Consider the following 19627-nt stretch of genomic DNA (forward strand, 5'->3'; position numbering starts at 1 on the left):
GCGTCGACCGACGGAGACCACCACACCATGCGCACCTTCGGCTTTCCCGAATTCCTGTTCATCCTCGAAGCGGCCCAATGGACGCTCGCGCTGTCGGCCATCGCCTTCGTGGGCGGCGCGATCCTGGGTCTTGCGATCGCGCTCATGCGCACGTCCGAATCGGCGTGGGCACGCGGCGTCTCGACCACCTTCATCCAGATCTTCCAGGGCACGCCGCTGCTGCTGCAGCTGTTCCTGGTGTTCTTCGGCGCGCCGGTGCTGGGGCTGGACATCAACCCCTGGGTCGCCGCGGGCGTGGCGCTGGTGCTCAACAGCGCGGCCTTCCTTGGCGAGATCTGGCGCGGCTGCATCGAGGCCATCCCGCGCGGCCAGTGGGAAGCGGCGCAGGCGCTGAGCCTCAACTACAGCGCGCGCATGCGCGACGTGGTGTTGCCGCAGGCCTTCAGGATCGCGCTCGCGCCCACCGTGGGCTACCTGGTGCAGATCATCAAGGGCACCTCGCTCGCGGCCATCATCGGCTTCGTCGAGGTCACGCGCGCCGGCCAGATCGTCAACAACGCCACCTTTCAGCCGCTGGTCGTGTTCTCGGTGGTGGCCGCCATCTACTTCGTCATCTGCTGGCCGCTGTCGCTCCTGGCCGCGCGCATGGAACGCAAGCGCGCTCGCGCGCTGGCCCGCTGATTTCCCCGTTCGCTTTTCTTTTTTTCCGTCGCTTCCTTTCTTTTCAGGAGACACATCCCATGACCCGTACCACCACCCGCCGCGCAGCGATCGCAGCCCTCGGCCTCGGCGCCGCCCTCACCGTGTTCGCCCCCTTCGCCTCGGCGCAGAGCGTGGCCGACATCAAGAAGAAGGGCGAGATCACCATCGGCATGCTGGTCGACTTCCCGCCCTACGGCACCACCGATGCGAAGAACCAGCCCGACGGCTACGACGCCGACGTGGCCAAGCTGCTGGCCAAGGACTGGGGCGTGAAGGCCAACATCGTGCCGGTGACCGGCCCGAACCGCATTCCCTTCCTGCTGACCAACAAGGTCGACCTGCTGGTCGCTTCGCTGGCCATCACGCCCGAGCGCGCGAAGCAGGTGCAGTTCTCGCAGCCCTACGCGGCCGCCACCATCGTGCTGTACGGCGCGACCAAGACCCCGATCAAGGCCGCCGGCGACCTCAAGGGCCTGCGCGTGGGCGTGGCCCGTGCCTCGACCCAGGACGTGGCCGTGACCAAGGCCGCGCCCGAAGGCACCGAGATCCGCCGCTTCGACGACGACGCCTCGGCCATGCAGGCGCTGATCTCGGGCCAGGTCGACGCCATCGGCTGCTCGGTGACCGTGGCCGCCCAGATCGCCAAGCGCGTGCCCGCCGGCACCTACGAAAACAAGTTCACGCTGGTCCAGCAGTCAATGGGCATCGCGATGCGCCCGGGCCAGGACGAGCTGACCAAGGCCGTCAACGACTTCGTGGCGAAGAACACCGCCAACGGCGAGCTCAACAAGCTCTACCAGAAGTGGCTGCAGGCCGACCTGCCGAAGATGCAGTAAGCCGGGAGCGGAACACCTCATGACCGACCCCATCATCCGCATGGAAGCCGTCAACAAGTGGTACGGCGACTTCCAGGTGCTGACCGGCATCGACCTCAGCGTGCGCGCGGGCGAGCGCATCGTGATCTGCGGGCCCTCGGGCTCGGGCAAGTCGACGCTGATCCGCTGCATCAACCGGCTCGAGACGGTGCAGAAGGGCCGCATCGAGGTCGACGGCATCGATCTCACGGCCGGCGGCAAGAACGTCGACGCGGTGCGCGCCGAGGTCGGCATGGTGTTCCAGCAGTTCAACCTGTTCCCGCACCTCACGATCCTGCAGAACTGCACGCTGGCGCCGATGCGCTCGCGCGGCATGACACAGGCGCAGGCCGAGGAGGTGGCGATGAAGTACCTCACGCGCGTGCGCATTCCCGAGCAGGCCAACAAGTACCCGAGCCAGCTCTCGGGCGGCCAGCAGCAGCGCGTGGCGATCGCGCGCGCGCTGTGCATGACGCCCAAGATCATGCTGTTCGACGAGCCCACCTCCGCGCTCGACCCCGAGATGGTGAAGGAAGTGCTCGACACCATGATCGGCCTGGCCGAGGACGGCATGACCATGCTGTGCGTGACGCACGAGATGGGCTTCGCGCGCAGCGTGGCCGACCGCGTGATCTTCATGGCCGAGGGCAAGATCGTGGAGCAGGCGCCGCCCGAGGAATTCTTCGGCAATCCCAGAACGAGAAGACCCGGCAGTTCCTGGGCCAGATCCTCAGCTCGCACCAGGCCCACTGATGTCCTTCGAGGTCCTGATCTCCCTGTCCTCCTTCGGCGCGGCCGAGGTGGGACGCCATGGCCAGCTCTGGTGCTCGCAGCTGTCGAAGCGCGCGGGCGCAGATTCGGTGGAAGTGCGCGGCGAGATGCTGCGCGACGCCGAGACCGAACTGCCGGCGCTCAACGGCCTGGCCTCGGTCTACTCCAGCCCCGAGGGCCTGTGGGCCCAGGGCGGCTGGCTCGACAGCGCCGCGCTCAAGCGCGGCATCGCGGCCGCCACGCGCGTGGGCGCGAAGCGGCTGAAGATGTCGATCGGCGACTTCCAGCCGTCCTCGCACGGCTCGCTCTGGGGCCTGAAGGTCGAGCTGGCCGAAACCCGCGTCGAGCTCGTGATCGAGAACGACCAGAGCGTGCGCGCCGGCACCGTGCCCGCGCTGCAGGCCTTCTTCGAAGCCGCCGACCGCGCGGGCGTGTCGCTGGGCATGACCTTCGACATGGGCAACTGGCACTGGGTCGGCGAATGTCCGCTGCAGGCCGCGCAGGCGCTCGGCCAGCGCGTGCGCTACGTGCACTGCAAGGGCGCGCAGCGCCTGCCGCACAAGTGGGTGGCGGTGCCGCTCGGCGACTCCGTGGCCCCCTGGCGCGCCGTGCTGCGCGCGCTGCCGGCCGACGTGCCGCATGCCATCGAATACCCGCTCGTGGGCGACGACCTCGAGGCCGTCGTCCGCGCGCAGATCGACTTCATCCGCGCCGCGCGCGCGTAAGCGAAACCACACACACCGATGACAGAACCCACCGCCTTCGACGTCGCCCTGTTCGGCGAGGCCATGCTGCTGCTCGTGGCCGACCGGCCGGGGCCGATCGAGGATGCGCAGTCCTTCCACAAGCGCACCGCCGGCGCCGAGACCAATGTGGCCATCGGCCTGTCGCGCCTGGGCCTGAAGGTGGGCTGGGCCAGCCGGCTCGGCACCGACTCGATGGGCCGCGCGCTGCTCAACGCGATGCGCGCCGAGGGCATCGACTGCTCGCACGTGATCGCCGACGCCACGCAGCGCACCGGCTTCCAGTTCAAGGGCCGCGTCACCGACGGCAGCGATCCGCCGATCGAATACCACCGCAAGGGCTCGGCCGCGAGCCACATGGGCCCGGCCGACATCGACGAGCCCTGGCTGCGCTCGGCGCGCCACCTGCATGCCACCGGCGTGTTCGCGGCCATCTCCGAGACCAGCCTGCAGGCCGCGCTGCGTTCGATGGAGGTGATGCGCGCCGCGGGCCGCACCATCTCCTTCGACACCAACCTGCGCCCGACGCTGTGGTCCTCGAAGGAGACCATGCGCCACTGGATCAACGAGCTGGCCGCGCGCGCCGACTGGGTGCTGCCCGGCATCGAGGAGGGCCTGCTGCTCACCGGCCACGACCGGCCCGAGGACGTGGCGCGCTTCTACCGCGAGCGCGGCGCGAAGCTGGTGGTGGTCAAGCTCGGCGCCGAGGGCGCCTACTACGACAGCGACGTGGCGGGCACCGGTCGCGTCGAGGGTTTCCCGGTGAAGGAAGTGATCGACACCGTGGGCGCGGGCGACGGCTTCGCGGCCGGCGTGATCAGCGCGCTGCTCGAGGGCCGCAGCGTGCCCGAGGCGGTGCGCCGCGGCGCCTGGATCGGCGCGCGCGCGGTGCAGGTGCTCGGCGACACCGAGGGCCTGCCGACGCGGGCCGAACTCGAAGCGGCGGGGCTGTGAACGCCATGGCTTCCTCTTCGTCTTCCTCCCGCAAGAACGTCCTCGTCTTCCGCACCCTGCCCGAGGACCAGCTGGCACGCCTGCAGGCCGCGCACGAGGTCGTCGTGGCCGACGCGCGCCAGTCGCCCGAGGCCTTCGCGGCCGCGCTGCCGGCGGCGCAGGGCCTGATCGGCTCGAGCGTCAACTTCAATGCCTCGATGCTCGACGCGGCGCCGCGGCTCGAGGTGATCTCGAGCGTCTCGGTCGGTGTCGACAACTACCCGCTGACCGAGCTGCGCCGCCGCAACATCGTGCTGTGCCACACGCCCGACGTGCTGACCGAGACCGTGGCCGACACCATGTTCGCGATCCTCATGGCCACGCAGCGCCGCGTGGTCGAGCTCTCGACCCTGGTGCGCGAGGGCCGCTGGACGAAGAACATCGGCGAGGACCTGTTCGGCACCGACGTGCACGGCAAGACGCTCGGCATCCTCGGCTTCGGCCGCATCGGCCAGGCGGTGGCGCGCCGCGCCGCGTTGGGCTTCGGCATGCCGGTGCTCTACCACGCGCGCCGCGCGGTCGACCTGGCCGCGCAGGCGCCCGAGCTGCAGGGCCGCGCCACGCACACGCCGCTCGACGAACTGCTGGCGCGCGCCGACATCGTGCTCGCGATGCTGCCGCTGACCGAGGCCACGCGCGGCATGGCCGACGCCGCTTTCTTCGCGCGCATGAAGCCCGGCGCCGCCTTCATCAACGGCGGCCGCGGCGCGACCGTGGATGAGCAGGCGCTGCTCGACGCGCTCGACAAGGGCACGCTGCGCGCGGCCGGCCTCGACGTGTTCGCCAAGGAACCGCTGCCCGCCGACTCGCCGCTGCGCACCCATCCGCGCGTGACGCCGCTGCCGCACATCGGCTCGGCCACGCACGAGACCCGGCATGCGATGGCCGAGCTCGCGACCACCAACCTGCTGCAGGTGCTGGCCGGGGAGACGCCGACCGCGCCCTACGACACGGCCAGCGCATGACCGAACCCAGGTGTTTCTCCCTCCCCCGCCGGGGGAGGGCAGGGGTGGGGGCTCCGGGCCTTTGCACCGGCGGCAGCGCGCCGGTGGCCGCATGCCCCCATCCGGCCTTCCCCCAGAGGGGGAAGGAGGAAGACCATGAAAGCCACCGGCCGCGCCACCATCGCCGACGTGGCGCAGGCCGCGGGCGTTTCCAAGGCCACGGTCTCGCGCTTCCTCAACCACCGCGAGCGGCTGCTGAGCCCCGACATCGCCGCGCGCGTCGAGGCCGCGATCGCGCAGCTCGCCTATTCGCCGAGCCCGATGGCGCAGGCGCTGAGCCATGGCCGCTCGCGGCTCATCGGCCTGATCGTGGCCGACATCACCAACCCCTATTCGGTGGCGGTGCTGCGCGGCGCCGAGAAGGCCTGCCAGGACGCCGGCTACCTGGTGATGCTGTTCAACCTCGGCAACGAGAGCGAACGCGAGCGCGAGGCCATCGACGCGCTCGCGGGCTACCAGGTCGACGGCTTCATCCTCAACACCCTGGGTCGCGGCAGCGGCGTGTTCGACGCGGTCGCGCTGCACGGCAAGCCCGCGGTGCTGGTCGACCGGCGCCATGCGGGCATGCACACCGACTTCGTCTCGCTCGACAACGAGGCCGCGATGAAGGCCACCTGCGACCACCTGGTCCAGGGCGGCTTTCGCGAGCTGCTCTACGTGACCGAGCCGCTCGCGGGCGTGAGCTCGCGGCGCGAGCGCACCGCGGCCTTCGGCGCCTGCGTGACCGCGAACGGGCCGCGCATGGCCGGCGAGGTGTTCGAGAGCGTGGAGGGCGAGCAGCAGGCGCTCGACGATGCGCTGGCGGCGCTGCGCAAGCGTGCGAAGCGCGGCCGGCGCGCGGCCGTGGTGGCGGGCAATGCGGTCGTCACCCTGCGCGTGGCGCAGGCGATGGCGCGGCTGGGCTGGCAGTTCGGTGCCGACCTCGGCTTCGTCGGCTTCGACGATCCCGAATGGGCCTCGCTGATCGGCCCGGGCCTGAGCACCGTCGCCCAGCCCACCGACGAGATCGGCCGCGCCGCCGCTAGCTGCCTGATCGACCGGCTGCGGGGCTCGAAAGCCCGCCGCGGCAGCTGCTGCTGCCGGGGCAGCTGCAGGTGCGGGGCTCGTCGCAGGCGCCTGTCCCCGCGTAGCCGGATCGGCTTCGGCCGCGAAGCGCAGCGGCCCGCGCATCCAGTCGGCCGCGCGCTCGGCGATCATCACCGTGGGTGCGTTGGTGTTGCCGCCGATCAAGGTCGGCATCACCGAGGCATCGACCACGCGCAGGCCCTCGATGCCGCGCACGCGCAGCCGTGGATCGACCACCGCCCCCGCGTCGTTGGGCGCGCCCATGCGGCAGGTGCCGACCGGGTGGTAGATGGTGTCGGCGCGCGCGCGGATCTGGCGCACCAGGTCCTCGTCGCCGCGCGCATCGGCCGTGTAGAGCTCGCGCTGGCGGTACCTGGCGAGCGGCGCCGCCGCCATGATCTCGCGCGTCTTCTTCACGCCCTGCAGCAGCAGCGCGAGGTCCTCGGGGTCGGACAGGAAGCGCGGATCGATGCGCGGCGCCGAGGCCGGGTTGGCGTCGGCCAGCCGGACCTCGCCGCGGCTCTTCGGCCGCAGCACGCAGACATGGCACGAGAAGCCGTAGCCCGCATGCAGCTTGCGCGCATGGTCGTCGGTGATGGCGATCACGAAGTGCAGCTGCAGGTCGGGCCGGCGCAGCTCGGGCGAGGACTTCACGAAGGCGCCGCCCTCGGCGAAGGGCGTGGCGATCAGGCCGGTGCCGGTCCTGCGCCACAACAGCGCCTGGCGCAGCAGGGTCCAGCTCGCGCCGAGGCCGATGCCGAACAGGTCGCGGTGCTTCGAGCGGTAGGCGAGGATGAAGTCGAGGTGGTCCTGCAGGTTGCGCCCCACGCCGGGCAGCGCGTGCTGCACCGCGATGCCGTGCTGCTGCAGCTGCGCGGGATCGCCGATGCCCGAGAGCATCAGCAACTGCGGCGAATGGAAGGCACCGCCGCACAGCGCCACCTCGCGCCGCGCATGGATGCGCTCGACGTTGCCGCCGCGGCGCACCTCCACGCCCACGGCGCGGCCATGCTCGACCACCACGCGCAGCGCCTGCGTGTGCGTGAGCACCGCGAGGTTGGGGCGCGTCATCGCCGGATGCAGGTAGGCGGCCGCGGCCGAGCAGCGCTCGCCGTTCCTCGCGCCGCCATGGAACTGCGTGACCTGGAAGAGGCCCGCGCCTTCCTGCTCGATGCCGTTGAAGTCGTCGTTGAAGGGCACGCCGGACTGCACCGCGGCGCGCACGAAGTCCTCGCTGATGGCGCGCGGCGTCTGCTGGTCGGCCACCTGCAGCGGGCCGTCGGCGCCGTGCAGCGGGCTCGCGCCGCGCTGGTTGCCCTCGGCGCGGCGGAACCACGGCAGCACCTCGCCCCAGGACCAGCCGCTGCAGCCGGCGCGCTCCCAGTCGTCGTAGTCCTCGCGGTGGCCGCGCACGTAGAGCATGGCGTTGATCGCGCTCGAACCGCCGAGGCAGCGCCCGCGCGGCTGGTAGCCGCGGCGGCCGTCCAGGCCCGACTGCGGCTCGGTGCGCAGCGCGTAGTTGTTGATCGGCGGGCGGCCCGGCAGCATCGCCACCGTGGCGGCCGGCGCGCGCACCAGGATGCCGCGGCCGTCGCCGCCTGCCTCGATCAGGCACACGCGCACGCGCGCGTCCTCGCTGAGCCGCGCGGCGAGCGTGGCGCCTCCCGAGCCGCCTCCGACGATCACGTAGTCGAACTCCATCGCCCCGTGTCCTTTCTTGCTTCTTCTTCGATTGCGCCGATGCCGGCCCGTGGACTGTAGGAACGAAACGATGCAGGGCGCCTAGCGTTTTCCCCGTCGGACCAAAGTGGCACTGTCGCGTGCGCGACGCGTGTAGTAGGAAGCTCCGACGGGGTTTCCCCTGGCGAGGCCGACAGGCGAATGACAGTTGCGCGGTCCACACTCGGCGAAGAACGACGACAGCTCCCGGAGACCGCGCCATGCCGCCACCCGATTCTTCATCCTCCTCCTCCTCCTCTTCCTTCCCCGCGCTCTCGCGCCGCGGCGCGCTGCGCCTGTCGCTCGGCGGCATGGCGATGGCCTCGGTGCCCGGCCTCGGCTGGGCCGCCACCGGGCTGGCCGCGCCCGTGCCCGCCGACGGCCTGCCGCGCGGCGTGCCCGAGGCGCAGGGCGTGTCGTCGGCGGCGATCCTGGCCTTCCTCGACGACGCCGAGCGCGGCGCCTTCGAACTGCACGGCTTCATGCTGTGGCGCCGCGGCCAGGTGCTGGCCGAGGGCTGGTGGGAGCCCTACGGCCCGCAGCGCCGCCACATGACGCATTCGCTGACCAAGAGCGTGACCGTCTGCGCGGTCGGCATGGCGGTGGCCGAGGGGCGCTTCGGGCTCGACGACAAGGTGGTGTCCTTCTTCCCCGAGCACCTGCCGCCGGTGGTGAGCCCGAACCTCGCGGCGATGACGGTGCGCGACCTGCTGACCATGCGCACCGGCCATGCCGCCATGACCTCGGGCTCTGTCTGGCGCCAGATCCGCACCAGCTGGATCGCCGAGTTCTTCAAGATCCCGGTGGTGAATCCGCCCGGCACGCAGTTCGTCTACACCAGCGCCGCCACCTACATGCTGTCGGCCATCGTCACCAAGACCACGGGCCAGCCGGTGGCCGACTACCTCAAGCCGCGCTTCTTCGATCCGCTGGGCATCACGGGCTACGAATGGGAGGTCGGGCCCGAGGGCATCTCGCCGGGCGCCAACGGCCTGAGCTGGAAGACCGTCGATTCGCTCAAGCTCGGCATCCTGCATGCGCAGAACGGCGTGTGGAACGGCCGGCAGGTGCTCACGAAGGAATGGGTCGACGCGGTGCACCAGCCGCACACCAGGGACAAAGTACGGCTACCAGTGGTGGCTGGGCCCGAACGGTGCCTACAACGCCGACGGCCTGTTCGGCCAGTACGCGGTGGTGTTCCCCGCGCACGACGCGGTGCTCGCGATCAACGCGGCGCTGCCGCCGAAGGCCGGCTTCAACGCGGGCCTGCTCTACAAGCACTTCCCGGCCGCGTTCGAGAACGCGCCGGCCGACGGCGGCCAGGCCAGCGCCGCGCTGCGCCGGCGCATGGCGGGCCTGCGCCTGCTGCCGCCGGTGCGGCCGACCTCGTCGCCGGTGGCCGCGGCCGTGTCGGGCCAGCGCTACGAGTTTCCCGACAACCCCGACAGGATCAAGGCCGCGCGCCTGGACTTCGGCGCCGAGGCCTGCAGCTTCACGCTCGAGGACGAGCGCGGCACGCACACGGTGCAGGTGGGGCTCAGGAAGCCGATCGAGGGCGACACCACCATGACCGGCAACCGCCTGCATCATGAGTACCAGCCCGCGGTGATGCGCGTGGTCGCGAGTGGCGAATGGCTCGACGAGCGCACCTTCGTGATGAGCTGGACCTTCGTCGAATCGGCCTTCCGCGACACCGTGACCTGCCGCTTCGCCTCGCGCTACCTGCGGCTCGACCGCAGCGTGAACGTGAACTCGAGCGCGACCGAGATGCCGACCCTGACCGGCGCGCGCGCGGTGAAGGCGGCCTGACAACTACGAAAGGTCGTAGGCCTTGCAGGCGCGGCACGGCGGTGGCGATGGCCTGTTGTCCTGCACGCGGCGGCGGTCTCCGCAACCTTTGGCGACACGATGCGACGGATTAAAACCTCGAGTATCGAAAACCAGATGGAGGCCCGACCCGTGAATGAAGAACACCACTACCTCGACCAGTTCGAAAGCTTTCTGAAGCGCCGCGAGCAGGCCGCCGAGATATCGGTCAGCACCACGGTCGAGATCGAGGAGCGGCAGCCGCTCGGCGTGCCCGACAACTTCTGGGCCGGCGCCGATGGGTCGGGGGGCGAACGCGGCGTGGCCGCGCATTAGATCCTCGATGCCGGGGCGACAGCTCCGGCTCAGGCCGCGCGCAGCCAGACCTTGCCGTCGGCCGATTCCTCCACCGCCAGGGGAACGAGGCGCGCGCCCTTGCAGGGACCGCCCACGCACAAGCCGGTGTCGGGTTCGTAGATCGCGCCGTGCCGCGCGCACATCAGGAAGCGACCCGAACGCTCGAGCACCTGGCCCTCGAAATCGATCGGTCCGCCCACGTGCGCGCACTGGTTGAGGTAGCCATGGACACGGCCCTGCCAGCGCACGACGAAGGCCGGGCCGCGGCCCGGCGCCTCGAACTTCACCGCGTCGCGGGATTCGGGCAGCGCGTCGCAGATCAGCAATGCATCGGTCATGGTCGTGAAGGCATTCAGGGCGGGGAGGGCTGCGACAGCACCCACTGCGCGAGCCGGCGCGATTCGTCGAGGCTCATGTGGGGCTGGCGCGGCATGATGACGCGGCCCCAGGCGCCGACGCTGCCGTCGCGCAGCTTGTCGGCAAGCCGGGCCGGGGCCTCGGGGTCGTTGCGGTAACGCGCCGCGATCTGCGCGAAGCCCGGGCCCACCTGCTTGCGCACCATGCCATGGCAACTGAGGCAGGCATAGCGCGCGACCGGTTCGCGCAGCGGCGCCGGTATCTCGTCGGCCGCGGCCGCCAGCGGCGCGATGGTCGCGAGCGGCACTGCCAGCCACAGGGACCGCGGCAGGCGAATCAGCCGATCTCCGCGATCAGCTCGATCTCGACGCAGGCACCCATCGGGATCTGCGCCACGCCGAAGGCGCTGCGTGCATGCGCGCCCTTCTCGGGGCCGAACACTTCGGCGAACAGTTCGCTCGCGCCGTTGGTCACGAGGTGCTGCTCGGTGAAGCTGCCGACCGAGTTGACCAGGCTCATCACCTTGACGATGCGCTTGACCTTGTTCAGGTCGCCCACGGCCGCATGCAGCGTGCCCAGCAGGTCGACCGCGACCGCGCGCGCGGCCTGCTTGCCCTGCTCGGTGCTGACGTCGGCGCCGAGCTGGCCGGTCCAGACCTTGCCGTCCTTCTTGGCGATGTGGCCCGACAAGAACACGAGGTTGCCGGTCTGCACGAAAGGCACGTAGGCGGCGGCCGGAACCGAGACCGGCGGGAGGGTGATGCCGAGGCTGGAAAGCTTGTCGTAGACGCTCATGAAGAAGGCTCCTGGTGAGACGGTGGTGAAGGCGGCCGCGCGGAGGGCGGCTGCGGGGAATCGACCGGCGTTTGTACCGGCGAAGCCGCGATCGTAGGCGACGCCGCGGCCGAAGGCCCTGCGCCGCCGGGGGCTTGCGGCGGCTCGAGCTCGTCGACCGGCTGCACCGTCACGCCCACGTGCAGCGTGTGGCGCGCGCCGCCGTGCAGCACGCCGCGCATCGGCGAGACGTCGGAGTAGTCGCGGCCGATCGCCAGCGTCACGTAGTCCTCGCCGGGCTGGCGGCCGTTGGTGGGATCGAAGTCGGCCCAGTCGCCGGCGCTGTCGGGACCATCGCCTTCGCCCGGCAGGTAGACCGACACCCAGGCGTGCGAGGCATCGGCGCCGATCAGCCGCGGCTGGCCCGGCGCCGGCTGCGTCAGCAGGTAGCCGCTGACGTAGCGCGCCGGCAGTCCCATGCCGCGGAAGCACGCGATCATGATGTGCGCGAAGTCCTGGCACACGCCCTTGCGCTGGGCCAGCGCCTCGGCCGCGGGCGTGTTGATCTCGGTGCTGTCGGCGTCGTAGTCGAAGTCGCGGTGGATGCGCTCGGTCAGGTCCATCGCCACGTCGAAGGTGGGGCGGCCCGGCGCGAAGCTCGCGCGCGCATAGGCGACGAAGTCGTCGTGGCGCGGCACGTAGGGCGAGGGGAAGACGAACTCCGAGGCCGGGTCGAACAGCGCGTCCTTGCGGAAGCGGAAGCGCTCGCGCACCGACTCCCACGGCAGCTCGCGCGCCACCGCGCTCGAGAGCACGGGCTCCGAGGTCTCGACCACGCTCTCGGCCGTGACCACCAGGCTGTCGTGCGTGGTGTCGAGCGCGAAGAAGGCGCGCACGTTGCCGTAGAGGTCGGCCTGCTCGACGCGCTGCGCGGGCGCGGGCTCGATCGCGAGCCGGTGGCTCACGAGCCGCTGCGAGGGCGTGGCCAGCGGCCGCAGGTGCGCGAGATGCTGCGCGGTCTCGACCGGCGGCGCGTACTCGTAGCGGGTTTCGTGGGTGACGTGGAGTCGCATGATGCGGACCTATTTCGACGCGGCGCCGAAGTGCGCGGCGTAGATGCGGTCGTAGCTGCCGTCGGCCTTGATCCCGGCCAGGCCCTGGTCGAGTCTGGCGAGCAGCTCGGCGTTGCCCTTCTTCACGGCGAGGCCGTACTGCTCGGTCGCGAAGCCGGCATCGCTCACGGTCTTGAAGCCCGCGCCCGCGTTGTTCGCGAGGTAGTGCGCGACCACGCCGTTGTCGGCCACCACCGCCTGCACGCCGCCGGCCTCGAGCTCCTTGAGTGCGAGCGGCGTCGATTCGAAGCGCTTGATGCTCGCGTTCGACTTGCCCAGCAGCTTGCCGACCACCTCGTCGCCCGTGGTGCCGTTCTGCACGCCGACCTTGAGCGTCTTCAGGTCCTCGAAGCGGGTCACGCTCGCGTCGCTCCGGACCGCGATCAACTGGCGCGCGTCGAAGTAGGGCTGCGAGAAGTCCATGGTCTGGCGGCGCTCGGGCGTGATGGTGATGGCCGACACCAGCAGGTCGCGGTCGCCCTGGTCGAGCGTGTTGAAGATGCCTTCCCACGGCGTGTTGACGAACTTCACCTCGAGGCCGGCCTTCTTCGCGACGGCGTTCACGATGTCGATGTCGAAGCCCACGATCTCGCCCTTCTCGTTCTGCGATTCGAAGGGCGTGTAGGCGGCATCGGTGCCCACGACCAGCACGCGCGCCGCGGGCGGCGCGGGCGGCGCGGGCGGGGCCGATGCGGCGGCGGGCGCGGCGGCTTCCTGCTTGCCGCAGCCGGCGAGCGCGAGGACCGCGGCGAGGCCGGCGGCGGCCAGTGCGAAGCGGCGATGGATCGTGGTCATGGGGAGCCCTCCTGGGTCTGTCGTTGCTTGTGCGGTGGTCTGGTCGCGCGGCGCGCGCAGCGAGGGCTCAGGCGCCCACGGAGCGCAGCGATTCCGAGGTCAGCGTGAAGTAGCGGATGCCGATCGCATCGGACACATGGTAGGCGGCGGCCTCGCACTGCGCGAGCAGCGCGGCCAGCGCCGCATAGAGGCCGTCCTCGCCGTCGGCGGGGCCGGGATCGCACAGATGCTCGAGCGTCCAGGTGGCCGGGTCGGGGCAGCTCGTACGACAGGGCCGTGAGCTTGCCGGGCGCGCTGCCCGCGAGCCGCGCGATGCGCCCGCGCAGGGTCTGCGTGACCCAGGCCAGCGAGCGCGGGTTCTCGGCGTCGAGCACCAGCAGGTCGACGAGAGTGGCGACGTCGCGGCGCTGCTGGTAGCGCGCATGGAAGGTGATGGTGCTGTCGAACAGCGCGACCATGGCCTCGAAGCCGCTGACCTCGTGCACCGCGTGGTTCTGGAAACCCGCGAGCAGCGCGTTGGCGAGGAAGCTCAGGCGCTCGATGTGGCGGCCGATCGACAGCAGCCGCCAGGCATCGTCGCGCGTCATGCGGTCGGTCTGCGCGCCGGTCATGGCCGACAGCGCCGAGCTCGCCGATTCGAGCGAGCGCAGCGCCGCGCCGGTGGCGAAGCTGCCTTCGCCGGCCTGCTCGGCGGCGCGGCGCAGGAAGTCGGCTTCGGCGCGCACGATCTGGTTCCAGTGGTCGGGCGAGAGCCGCTCGCGCACCGCGGCCGCGGCCTGGCGGATGCTGCGCAGGCTGTAGCCCACGCTGCCGCCCTGCGCCACGTCGCCGAGTTCGGCGATCAGCGCGCGCTCGAACACGCGGCGCGACTGCGGCGCGCTCGGCACCCCGGCCGGCACCAGCGCATTGCGCGCCGCCATGCGGTGCAGCCATTCGAGCAGCGGGCGCGAGGATTGGTCCTCGCCGCCGAGGATGTTGAGCGTGAGGCGCGCCAGCCGCACCGCGTTCTCGGCACGCTCGGTGTAGCGGCCGAGCCAGAACATGTTCTCGGCCGCGCGGCTGGTGACCGGCGCGCGGTGCCGCGCCAGCGAGGCCGGCGTGGCCTGCGGCTGCAGCAGCGTGGTGCGGTCGACCTCGCCATGGGTCTGCACCCAGACGTCGGCGCTGCTGCCGCCGCGCTGCATCGAGGCGATCTGCGCATCGGGCCCCGCGAGCCGTGCCAGCCCGCCGGGCAGCACGCGCCACGACTGCGCGCCGTCGCTGACCGCGAACACGCGCAGCAGCACCGCGCGCGGCGCGATCTGGCCGGGCCCGAGGTCGCTGGCCCAGGTCGGCATCTGCGACAGCGGCAGGTAGCTCTGCACCGTGTGGGCCTCGCCCTCGCGCACGATGCGCCCGGCCCATTCGTCGAGTTCGCGGCGGCCGAGCTGGCGGCCCAGCACCGCGTCGAAGCTCTCGCGGCCGTCGATGCCCGGGTAGGTCGGCTTGATGAAGCAGTCACCGAGCTGCGGCAGCACGGCCTCGAGCGCCGCGCGCTCGCCGCACCACCAGGTGGGCAGCGCGGGCAGCAGCAGCTTCTCGTCGAGCAGGTGGCGCGCCAGGCCGGGCAGGAAGCCCAGCAGCGCCGGCGATTCGAGAAAGGCCGAACCCGGCATGTTGGCCACCAGCACGTTGCCCGCGCGGATCGCCTGCAGCAGGCCCGGCACGCCGAGCGTGGAGTCGGGGCGCAGCTCGAGCGGATCGAGGAACTGGTCGTCGAGCCGCTTGATGAGCCCGTGCACCGGGCGCAGGCCCTGCAGCGTCTTGAGGTACAGGCGCTGGTCGCGCACCGTGAGGTCGTTGCCCTCGACCAGCGTGACGCCCAGGTAGCGCGCGAGGTAGGCGTGCTCGAAGTAGGTCTCGTTGTAGGGACCGGGCGTGAGCAGCGCGATGTGCGGCGGCACGCCGGCCGGGCACATGCGCTGCAGGCCGTCCATCATGGCGCTGTAGGTGGCGGCCAGCCGCTGCACGTGCAGCGCCTCGAAGGCCTGCGGGAACTGGCGCGTGATGGCGAGCCGGTTCTCGAGCAGGTAGCCCAGGCCCGAGGGCGCCTGGGTGCGCTGCGACACCACCCACCAGTTGCCGTCGGGGCCGCGCGCGAGGTCGAAGGCCGCGATGTGCAGCCAGGTGTCGCCCGGCGGCTTCACGCCGTGCAGCGCGCGCAGGTAGCCCGGATGGCCGCGCACCAGCGCCGGCGGCAGCAGGCCTTCGGCCAGCAGGCGCTGCGGGCCGTAGACGTCGGCCATCACGCGGTCGAGCACGCGCATGCGCTGCAGCACGCCGGTCTCGATCTGCGCCCAGCTCTCGGGCGAGACGATCAGCGGGAACAGGTCGAGCGACCAGGGCCGTTGCGGGCCGTGGGTGGCGTCGGCGTAGACGTTGTAGGTGACGCCGTTGTCGCGGATCTGGCGCTCCAGGCTGACCGCGCGCCGCGGCAGGTCGACGAAGCCGTCGGGGCCGAGCTGTTCGAAGAAGGCATGCCAGGGCGGCAGCAGCGGGGGCTTGTCGCCGGCGGCGGGGGCCGGCGCGGCGGTGTCGGCGGTGTCGGCGGTGGGGGCGCGCTGGGCCGCGGATGGCGCCTGGGTCTGGCCGCCCTGTGTCTGGGATTGGCTTTGGCTGCCCGCCGTCGCGTCGTGCAGGTGCGGCCCCGTGGGCGCTACCGGCCCCGCGGCGGGCCGTGCGGGTGCCTCGGGCGTCGCGATGCCGCGCAGCTCGTCGAAGTGGCCGGGCAGGGCGGCCGGGGCGAGCGCCGACGCCAGGGCGGCCGGAAAATCCAGCGCCTGGGCGTCGAACAGGGATTCGTTGAGGGGTTCCACAGGGTTGGGATTGTCACATCGCTGTCACCGGGCCCGCCGGCGATGGCGTGCGAAATGCCCGCTGCAGCCATCCGTGTGGGCGGGACGACACACCCGGCGGCCCGGCCCGCGCCCCGTTGCCGGGGGGCGGGCCATGGGCGCCGCTCAGCGCCGCAGGTCGAGCGTGAACGGGAATTCGCGGCTGCCGGGCACCTCGATGGTGGCGGCCGGCGTGCGCATCAGCCCCGGCGTGTGGCCGGTGCGCGTGAAGCGCGACATGCGCCGGCTCTCGGCCTCGTAGGCATTGACCGGGAAGGTCTCGTAGTTGCGTCCGCCCGGATGGGCCACGAAGTACTGGCAGCCGCCCAGCGAACGCTTCATCCAGGTGTCGACCAGGTCCACCGTCAGCGGCGCATGGGCCTTGATGCTCGGATGCAGCGCCGAGGGCGGGTTCCAGGCCTTGTAGCGCACGCCGGCCACGAACTCGCCGGCCACGCCCGTGGGCTGCAGCGGCAGCACGCGGCCGTTGACGGTGACCACGTGGCGGCTCTCGTTGAGGCCGGTCACGCGCACCTCGATGCGCTCGAGCGAGGAATCGACGTAGCGCACCGTGCCGCCGGCCGAGCCTTCCTCGCCCATCACGTGCCAGGGCTCGAGCGCGTTGCGCAGCGAGAGCTCGACGCCCATCGCCTGCACCTGGCCCACGAGCGGGAAGCGGAACTCGAAGTGCGGCGCGAACCAGTCGGGATCGAAGGCGAAGCCGGCCTGGCGCATCTCGCTGATGACGTCGTCGAAGTCCATCCTGACGAAGGTCGGCAGCAGGAAGCGGTCGTGCAGCTCGGTGCCCCAGCGCGTGACGGGCGCCTTGTAGGGTTCGTCCCAGAAGCGCGCCACCAGCGCGCGGATCAGCAGCTGCTGCGCGATGCTCATGCGCGCATGCGGCGGCATCTCGAAGGCGCGCAGCTCGAGCAGGCCGAGGCGGCCGGTGCTGGAGTCGGGCGAGTAGAGCTTGTCGATGCAGAACTCGCTGCGGTGCGTGTTGCCCGAGACGTCGATCAGGATGTTGCGCAGCGTGCGGTCGACCAGCCAGGCCGGCATGTGCTGGCCGTAGAGCTCGCGGTTCTTCGCGATCTCCTTGAGCGCGATCTCGAGCTCGTAGACCTGGTCGTTGCGCGCTTCGTCCACGCGCGGCGCCTGGCTGGTCGGGCCGATGAACATGCCCGAGAACAGGTAGCTCAGCGAGGGATGGTTGTGCCAGTACAGCAGCAGGCTGGCCAGCAGCTCGGGCCGGCGCAGGAAGGGGCTGTCGGCCGGCGTGGCGCCGCCCATCACGAAGTGGTTGCCGCCGCCGGTGCCGGTGTGGCGGCCGTCGGTCATGAACTTCTCGGCCGACAGCCGGGTCTCGAACGCGGCCTGGTAGAGGAATTCGGTGTGGTCGACCAGTTCCTTCCAGTTGTGGGCCGGATGGATGTTGACCTCGATCACGCCGGGGTCGGGCGTGACCTGCAGCATCTTCAGGCGCGGATCGCGCGGCGGCGGATAGCCTTCCATCACGATGCGCACGCCGAGTTCGCGCGCGGTGGCTTCGACGGCGGCGACCAGGTCCAGGTAGTCCTCGAGGCGTGCCAGCGGCGGCATGAAGACGTAGAGCACGCCCGAGGCGCTGCCCTTCTTCTCGGCCGCCGGGCCGTTGGCGCGGCGCGGGTCGCGCACCTCGACGCACAGCGCGGTGCGCGTGACCCAGTGAGCCGACTCGCCGCGCAGCGGCTGGCGCGTGGCGGCGGTGTCGAAGGTGGCGTCGGCATCGGAATCGGCAGCATTGCCGTCGCCCGGGCCTTCACCGGTGCCGGTCCCCGGCCCCTGCATGCGCAGCGCGGCGGGCACGGCCGCGGGCGTGCCGAAGGCATAGGGTACGGCGCCCAGGTCGGCACCGGTGCCGCCGGTCGCGCCCACGGTGTAGCGCGCACGGTAGTCGGCCGCGCTCGGCAGCGCGTCGCGCGCCGCGGTCGGGTCGCGCTCGATCAGGTAGGGGTAGTCGCCCTTGCTGGCCCAGGGTTGGGAGTCGAGCGGCAGGCGGTAGCCCATTGGCGAATCGCCGGGGATCAGGTAGAGCCGGTCGTCGCGCAGGAACCAGGGGCCGGTCTTCCAGGCCGGGCCCTCGAGCGCGGGCGCGTCGCGGTTCGCGTTGCCGGGCTCGATCGGCAGCATGTAGCCGATCACCGCGTCGAGCTTCTGCGTGAACACGCGGCGCAGGCGCACGCGTTCGAGTTCGTCGTCGAGCTTGGAGTCGAAGGGGTCGACGTTGACCGGCAGGCGGCGTTCGCGCCAGAGGTAGTAGTAGATGTCCTCGAAGCCCGGCTGCACGTAGCGGTCGGTCAGGCCGAGCTTGCGCGCCAGCAGGCTGGTGAAGCGGCGCGCGTCCTCGCTGGTGTAGTGGGTCGGGAAGCGTTCGTCGGCGAACAGCTCGGGGTCGTGCCACAGCGTCTGGCCGTCGGCGCGCCAGAAGATCGACAGCGCCCAGCGCGGCAGCTGCTCGCCCGGGTACCACTTGCCCTGGCCGAAGTGCAGGAAGCCGCCGTGGCCGTATTCGGCGCGCAGCTTGTGGACCAGCTCGGTGGCATAGCCGCGCTTGGTGGGGCCGAGCGCGTCGGTGTTCCACTCGGGCGCGTCGCGGTCGCTGGTGGCCACGTAGGTGGGCTCGCCGCCCATCGTGAGGCGCACGTCGCCGGCCTTGAGCCGCGTGTCGACCGCGTCGCCCAGCGCCAGCACCTCGGCCCATTGCTCCTCGGTGTAGGGCTTGGTCACGCGCGGCGATTCGTAGATGCGCGTGACCTTCATGTCATGGCCGAACTCGACCTTCGACTCGTCGACGCCGCCCTCGATGGGCGCCGCGCTCGAGGGCGTGGGCGTGCAGGCCAGCGGGATGTGGCCCTCGCCGGCCAGAAGCCCCGAGGTGGCATCGAGGCCGATCCATCCGGCGCCCGGCAGGAACACCTCGCACCAGGCGTGCAGGTCGGTGAAGTCGACCGTGGTGCCGCTCGGGCCGTCGAGCGCCTTCACGTCGGGCGTGAGCTGGATCAGGTAGCCCGAGACGAAGCGCGCGGCCAGGCCGCAGTGGCGCAGCAGCTGCACCAGCAGCCAGCCCGAGTCGCGGCAGGAACCGCTGCCGTTGGTGAGCGTTTCTTCCGGCGTCTGCACGCCGGGCTCCATGCGGATCAGGTAGTTGACGTCCTGCTGCACCTGCTGGTTGATGCCGACCAGGAAGTCGATGGTGCGCTGTTCCTTGCGGTCGATCTTGTCGAGGTAGGCCGCGAGCAGCGGCGTGGGTTCCTCGGTGACGAGATAGGGCGCGAGCTCCTCGGCCTGCGAGGGCGTGTACTTGAACGGGAAGTTCTCGGCCTGCGGCTCGAGGAAGAAGTCGAAGGGGTTGTAGACCGCCATCTCGACCACGAGGTCGACCGTGACCTTGAATTCGCGCGTCTTCTCGGGGAACACGAGCCGCGCCTGGTAGTTGGCGAACGGGTCCTGCATCCAGTTGACGAAGTGCTCCGCCGGTTCGACGCGCAACGAGTACGAGATGACGTTGCTGCGGCAATGCGGCGCCGGCCGGAGCCGGACGACCTGCGGGCCGAGTTGCACCAGGCGGTCGTATTTGTAGTGGGTGACGTGGTGGAGCGCGGCGTGGATGGACATGCGTTTTTGTGTGCAGTACTGGCAGATTGCATCGAAAAGATGTCTCTG

The 19627-nt window shown here is 71.1% G+C and carries 14 protein-coding genes and 4 pseudogenes; 10 read left to right on the forward strand and 8 right to left on the reverse strand.

The annotated features are described in order from the left end of the window. Positions 1–27: 27 nt before the first annotated feature. From ACHMXE_RS22755 to ACHMXE_RS22785, 7 genes and pseudogenes are all read left to right on the forward strand, one after another. A complete protein-coding gene (locus ACHMXE_RS22755; RefSeq protein ID WP_203201819.1) occupies positions 28–681 on the forward strand; it encodes an amino acid ABC transporter permease in 654 nt (217 codons plus the stop codon). Positions 682–740: 59 nt separating this feature from the next. Then, complete coding sequence (locus tag ACHMXE_RS22760) at positions 741–1538, forward strand: transporter substrate-binding domain-containing protein (protein ID WP_057595381.1); 798 nt, start codon at positions 741–743, stop codon at positions 1536–1538. 19 nt (positions 1539–1557) lie between these two features. Continuing rightward, positions 1558–2309 (forward strand): annotated as a pseudogene (locus ACHMXE_RS22765) (amino acid ABC transporter ATP-binding protein). Next, complete coding sequence (locus ACHMXE_RS22770) at positions 2309–3052, forward strand: sugar phosphate isomerase/epimerase family protein (RefSeq protein ID WP_395351437.1); 744 nt, start codon at positions 2309–2311, stop codon at positions 3050–3052. Before ACHMXE_RS22765 ends, ACHMXE_RS22770 begins: the two are co-directional and overlap by 1 nt. A gap of 18 nt (positions 3053–3070) precedes the next feature. Continuing rightward, positions 3071–4024 carry a sugar kinase gene (locus ACHMXE_RS22775; RefSeq protein ID WP_395351439.1) on the forward strand — a complete coding sequence of 318 codons (954 nt, stop codon included), beginning with the start codon at positions 3071–3073 and terminating at the stop codon, positions 4022–4024. A gap of 5 nt (positions 4025–4029) precedes the next feature. Next, positions 4030–5028 (forward strand): 2-hydroxyacid dehydrogenase, encoded by a 999-nt coding sequence (locus ACHMXE_RS22780; RefSeq protein ID WP_395351441.1) that lies wholly within the window; start codon positions 4030–4032, stop codon positions 5026–5028. 135 nt (positions 5029–5163) lie between these two features. After that, a pseudogene (locus ACHMXE_RS22785) lies at positions 5164–6197 on the forward strand (LacI family DNA-binding transcriptional regulator). On the opposite strand, the pseudogene ACHMXE_RS22790 reads toward ACHMXE_RS22785, so the two are convergent. After that, a pseudogene (locus tag ACHMXE_RS22790) lies at positions 6133–7833 on the reverse strand (GMC family oxidoreductase); the annotation flags it as partial. The pseudogenes ACHMXE_RS22785 and ACHMXE_RS22790 overlap by 65 nt on opposite strands. 239 nt (positions 7834–8072) lie before the next feature. Here ACHMXE_RS22790 and ACHMXE_RS22795 point away from each other — a divergent pair. From ACHMXE_RS22795 to ACHMXE_RS22805, 3 genes are all read left to right on the forward strand, one after another. Further along, positions 8073–9443, forward strand: coding sequence for a serine hydrolase domain-containing protein (locus tag ACHMXE_RS22795; RefSeq protein WP_395351443.1), 1371 nt, complete (start codon positions 8073–8075; stop codon positions 9441–9443). Beyond that, positions 9418–9660, forward strand: a complete 243-nt coding sequence (locus ACHMXE_RS22800; protein WP_395351445.1) for a hypothetical protein — start codon at positions 9418–9420, stop codon at positions 9658–9660. Before ACHMXE_RS22795 ends, ACHMXE_RS22800 begins: the two co-directional genes overlap by 26 nt. Positions 9661–9810: 150 nt before the next feature. Next, positions 9811–9993 carry a hypothetical protein gene (locus ACHMXE_RS22805; RefSeq protein WP_395351447.1) on the forward strand — a complete coding sequence of 61 codons (183 nt, stop codon included), beginning with the start codon at positions 9811–9813 and terminating at the stop codon, positions 9991–9993. Between the two features lie 29 nt (positions 9994–10022). On the opposite strand, the gene ACHMXE_RS22810 is transcribed toward ACHMXE_RS22805, so the two are convergent. The 7 genes and pseudogenes from ACHMXE_RS22810 to ACHMXE_RS22840 all read right to left on the reverse strand — a co-directional run bounded on the left by ACHMXE_RS22810 (position 10023) and on the right by ACHMXE_RS22840 (position 19579). Further along, positions 10023–10352: a Rieske (2Fe-2S) protein gene (locus ACHMXE_RS22810; RefSeq protein ID WP_395351449.1), complete on the reverse strand. Its 330-nt coding sequence runs from the start codon at positions 10350–10352 to the stop codon at positions 10023–10025. A gap of 14 nt (positions 10353–10366) precedes the next feature. Continuing rightward, positions 10367–10678 carry a c-type cytochrome gene (locus ACHMXE_RS22815; RefSeq protein WP_395351451.1) on the reverse strand — a complete coding sequence of 104 codons (312 nt, stop codon included), beginning with the start codon at positions 10676–10678 and terminating at the stop codon, positions 10367–10369. Positions 10679–10707: 29 nt separating this feature from the next. Continuing rightward, positions 10708–11166, reverse strand: coding sequence for a RidA family protein (locus ACHMXE_RS22820; RefSeq protein WP_261216038.1), 459 nt, complete (start codon positions 11164–11166; stop codon positions 10708–10710). Then, positions 11163–12218: a transglutaminase N-terminal domain-containing protein gene (locus ACHMXE_RS22825; RefSeq protein ID WP_395351454.1), complete on the reverse strand. Its 1056-nt coding sequence runs from the start codon at positions 12216–12218 to the stop codon at positions 11163–11165. Before ACHMXE_RS22825 ends, ACHMXE_RS22820 begins: the two co-directional genes overlap by 4 nt. 9 nt (positions 12219–12227) lie before the next feature. Then, the gene (locus ACHMXE_RS22830; RefSeq protein ID WP_395351456.1) at positions 12228–13052 is read right to left on the reverse strand and encodes a basic amino acid ABC transporter substrate-binding protein; all 825 of its coding nucleotides are present in this window, start codon (positions 13050–13052) and stop codon (positions 12228–12230) included. 67 nt (positions 13053–13119) lie between these two features. Continuing rightward, positions 13120–15907 (reverse strand): annotated as a pseudogene (locus tag ACHMXE_RS22835) (circularly permuted type 2 ATP-grasp protein). A gap of 144 nt (positions 15908–16051) precedes the next feature. After that, a complete protein-coding gene (locus ACHMXE_RS22840) occupies positions 16052–19579 on the reverse strand; it encodes a DUF2126 domain-containing protein (RefSeq protein WP_395351458.1) in 3528 nt (1175 codons plus the stop codon). Positions 19580–19627 lie beyond the last annotated feature (48 nt).

The sequence above is a fragment of the Variovorax sp. UC122_21 genome (assembly GCF_044056785.1).
Classification (GTDB): Bacteria; Pseudomonadota; Gammaproteobacteria; order Burkholderiales; family Burkholderiaceae_C; genus Variovorax.

Excerpts from the sequence above, each read along its gene's own strand:
- ACHMXE_RS22755 (WP_203201819.1), top strand. The coding sequence starts at position 28 with ATGCGCACCTTCGGCTTTCCCGAATTCCTGTTCATCCTCGAAGCGGCC.
- ACHMXE_RS22760 (WP_057595381.1), top strand. The coding sequence starts at position 741 with ATGACCCGTACCACCACCCGCCGCGCAGCGATCGCAGCCCTCGGCCTC.
- ACHMXE_RS22770 (WP_395351437.1), top strand. The coding sequence starts at position 2,309 with ATGTCCTTCGAGGTCCTGATCTCCCTGTCCTCCTTCGGCGCGGCCGAG.
- ACHMXE_RS22775 (WP_395351439.1), top strand. The coding sequence starts at position 3,071 with ATGACAGAACCCACCGCCTTCGACGTCGCCCTGTTCGGCGAGGCCATG.
- ACHMXE_RS22780 (WP_395351441.1), top strand. The coding sequence starts at position 4,030 with ATGGCTTCCTCTTCGTCTTCCTCCCGCAAGAACGTCCTCGTCTTCCGC.
- ACHMXE_RS22795 (WP_395351443.1), top strand. The coding sequence starts at position 8,073 with ATGCCGCCACCCGATTCTTCATCCTCCTCCTCCTCCTCTTCCTTCCCC.
- ACHMXE_RS22800 (WP_395351445.1), top strand. The coding sequence starts at position 9,418 with ATGACCGGCAACCGCCTGCATCATGAGTACCAGCCCGCGGTGATGCGC.
- ACHMXE_RS22810 (WP_395351449.1), bottom strand. The coding sequence starts at position 10,352 with ATGACCGATGCATTGCTGATCTGCGACGCGCTGCCCGAATCCCGCGAC.
- ACHMXE_RS22820 (WP_261216038.1), bottom strand. The coding sequence starts at position 11,166 with ATGAGCGTCTACGACAAGCTTTCCAGCCTCGGCATCACCCTCCCGCCG.
- ACHMXE_RS22825 (WP_395351454.1), bottom strand. The coding sequence starts at position 12,218 with ATGCGACTCCACGTCACCCACGAAACCCGCTACGAGTACGCGCCGCCG.
- ACHMXE_RS22830 (WP_395351456.1), bottom strand. The coding sequence starts at position 13,052 with ATGACCACGATCCATCGCCGCTTCGCACTGGCCGCCGCCGGCCTCGCC.
- ACHMXE_RS22840 (WP_395351458.1), bottom strand. The coding sequence starts at position 19,579 with ATGTCCATCCACGCCGCGCTCCACCACGTCACCCACTACAAATACGAC.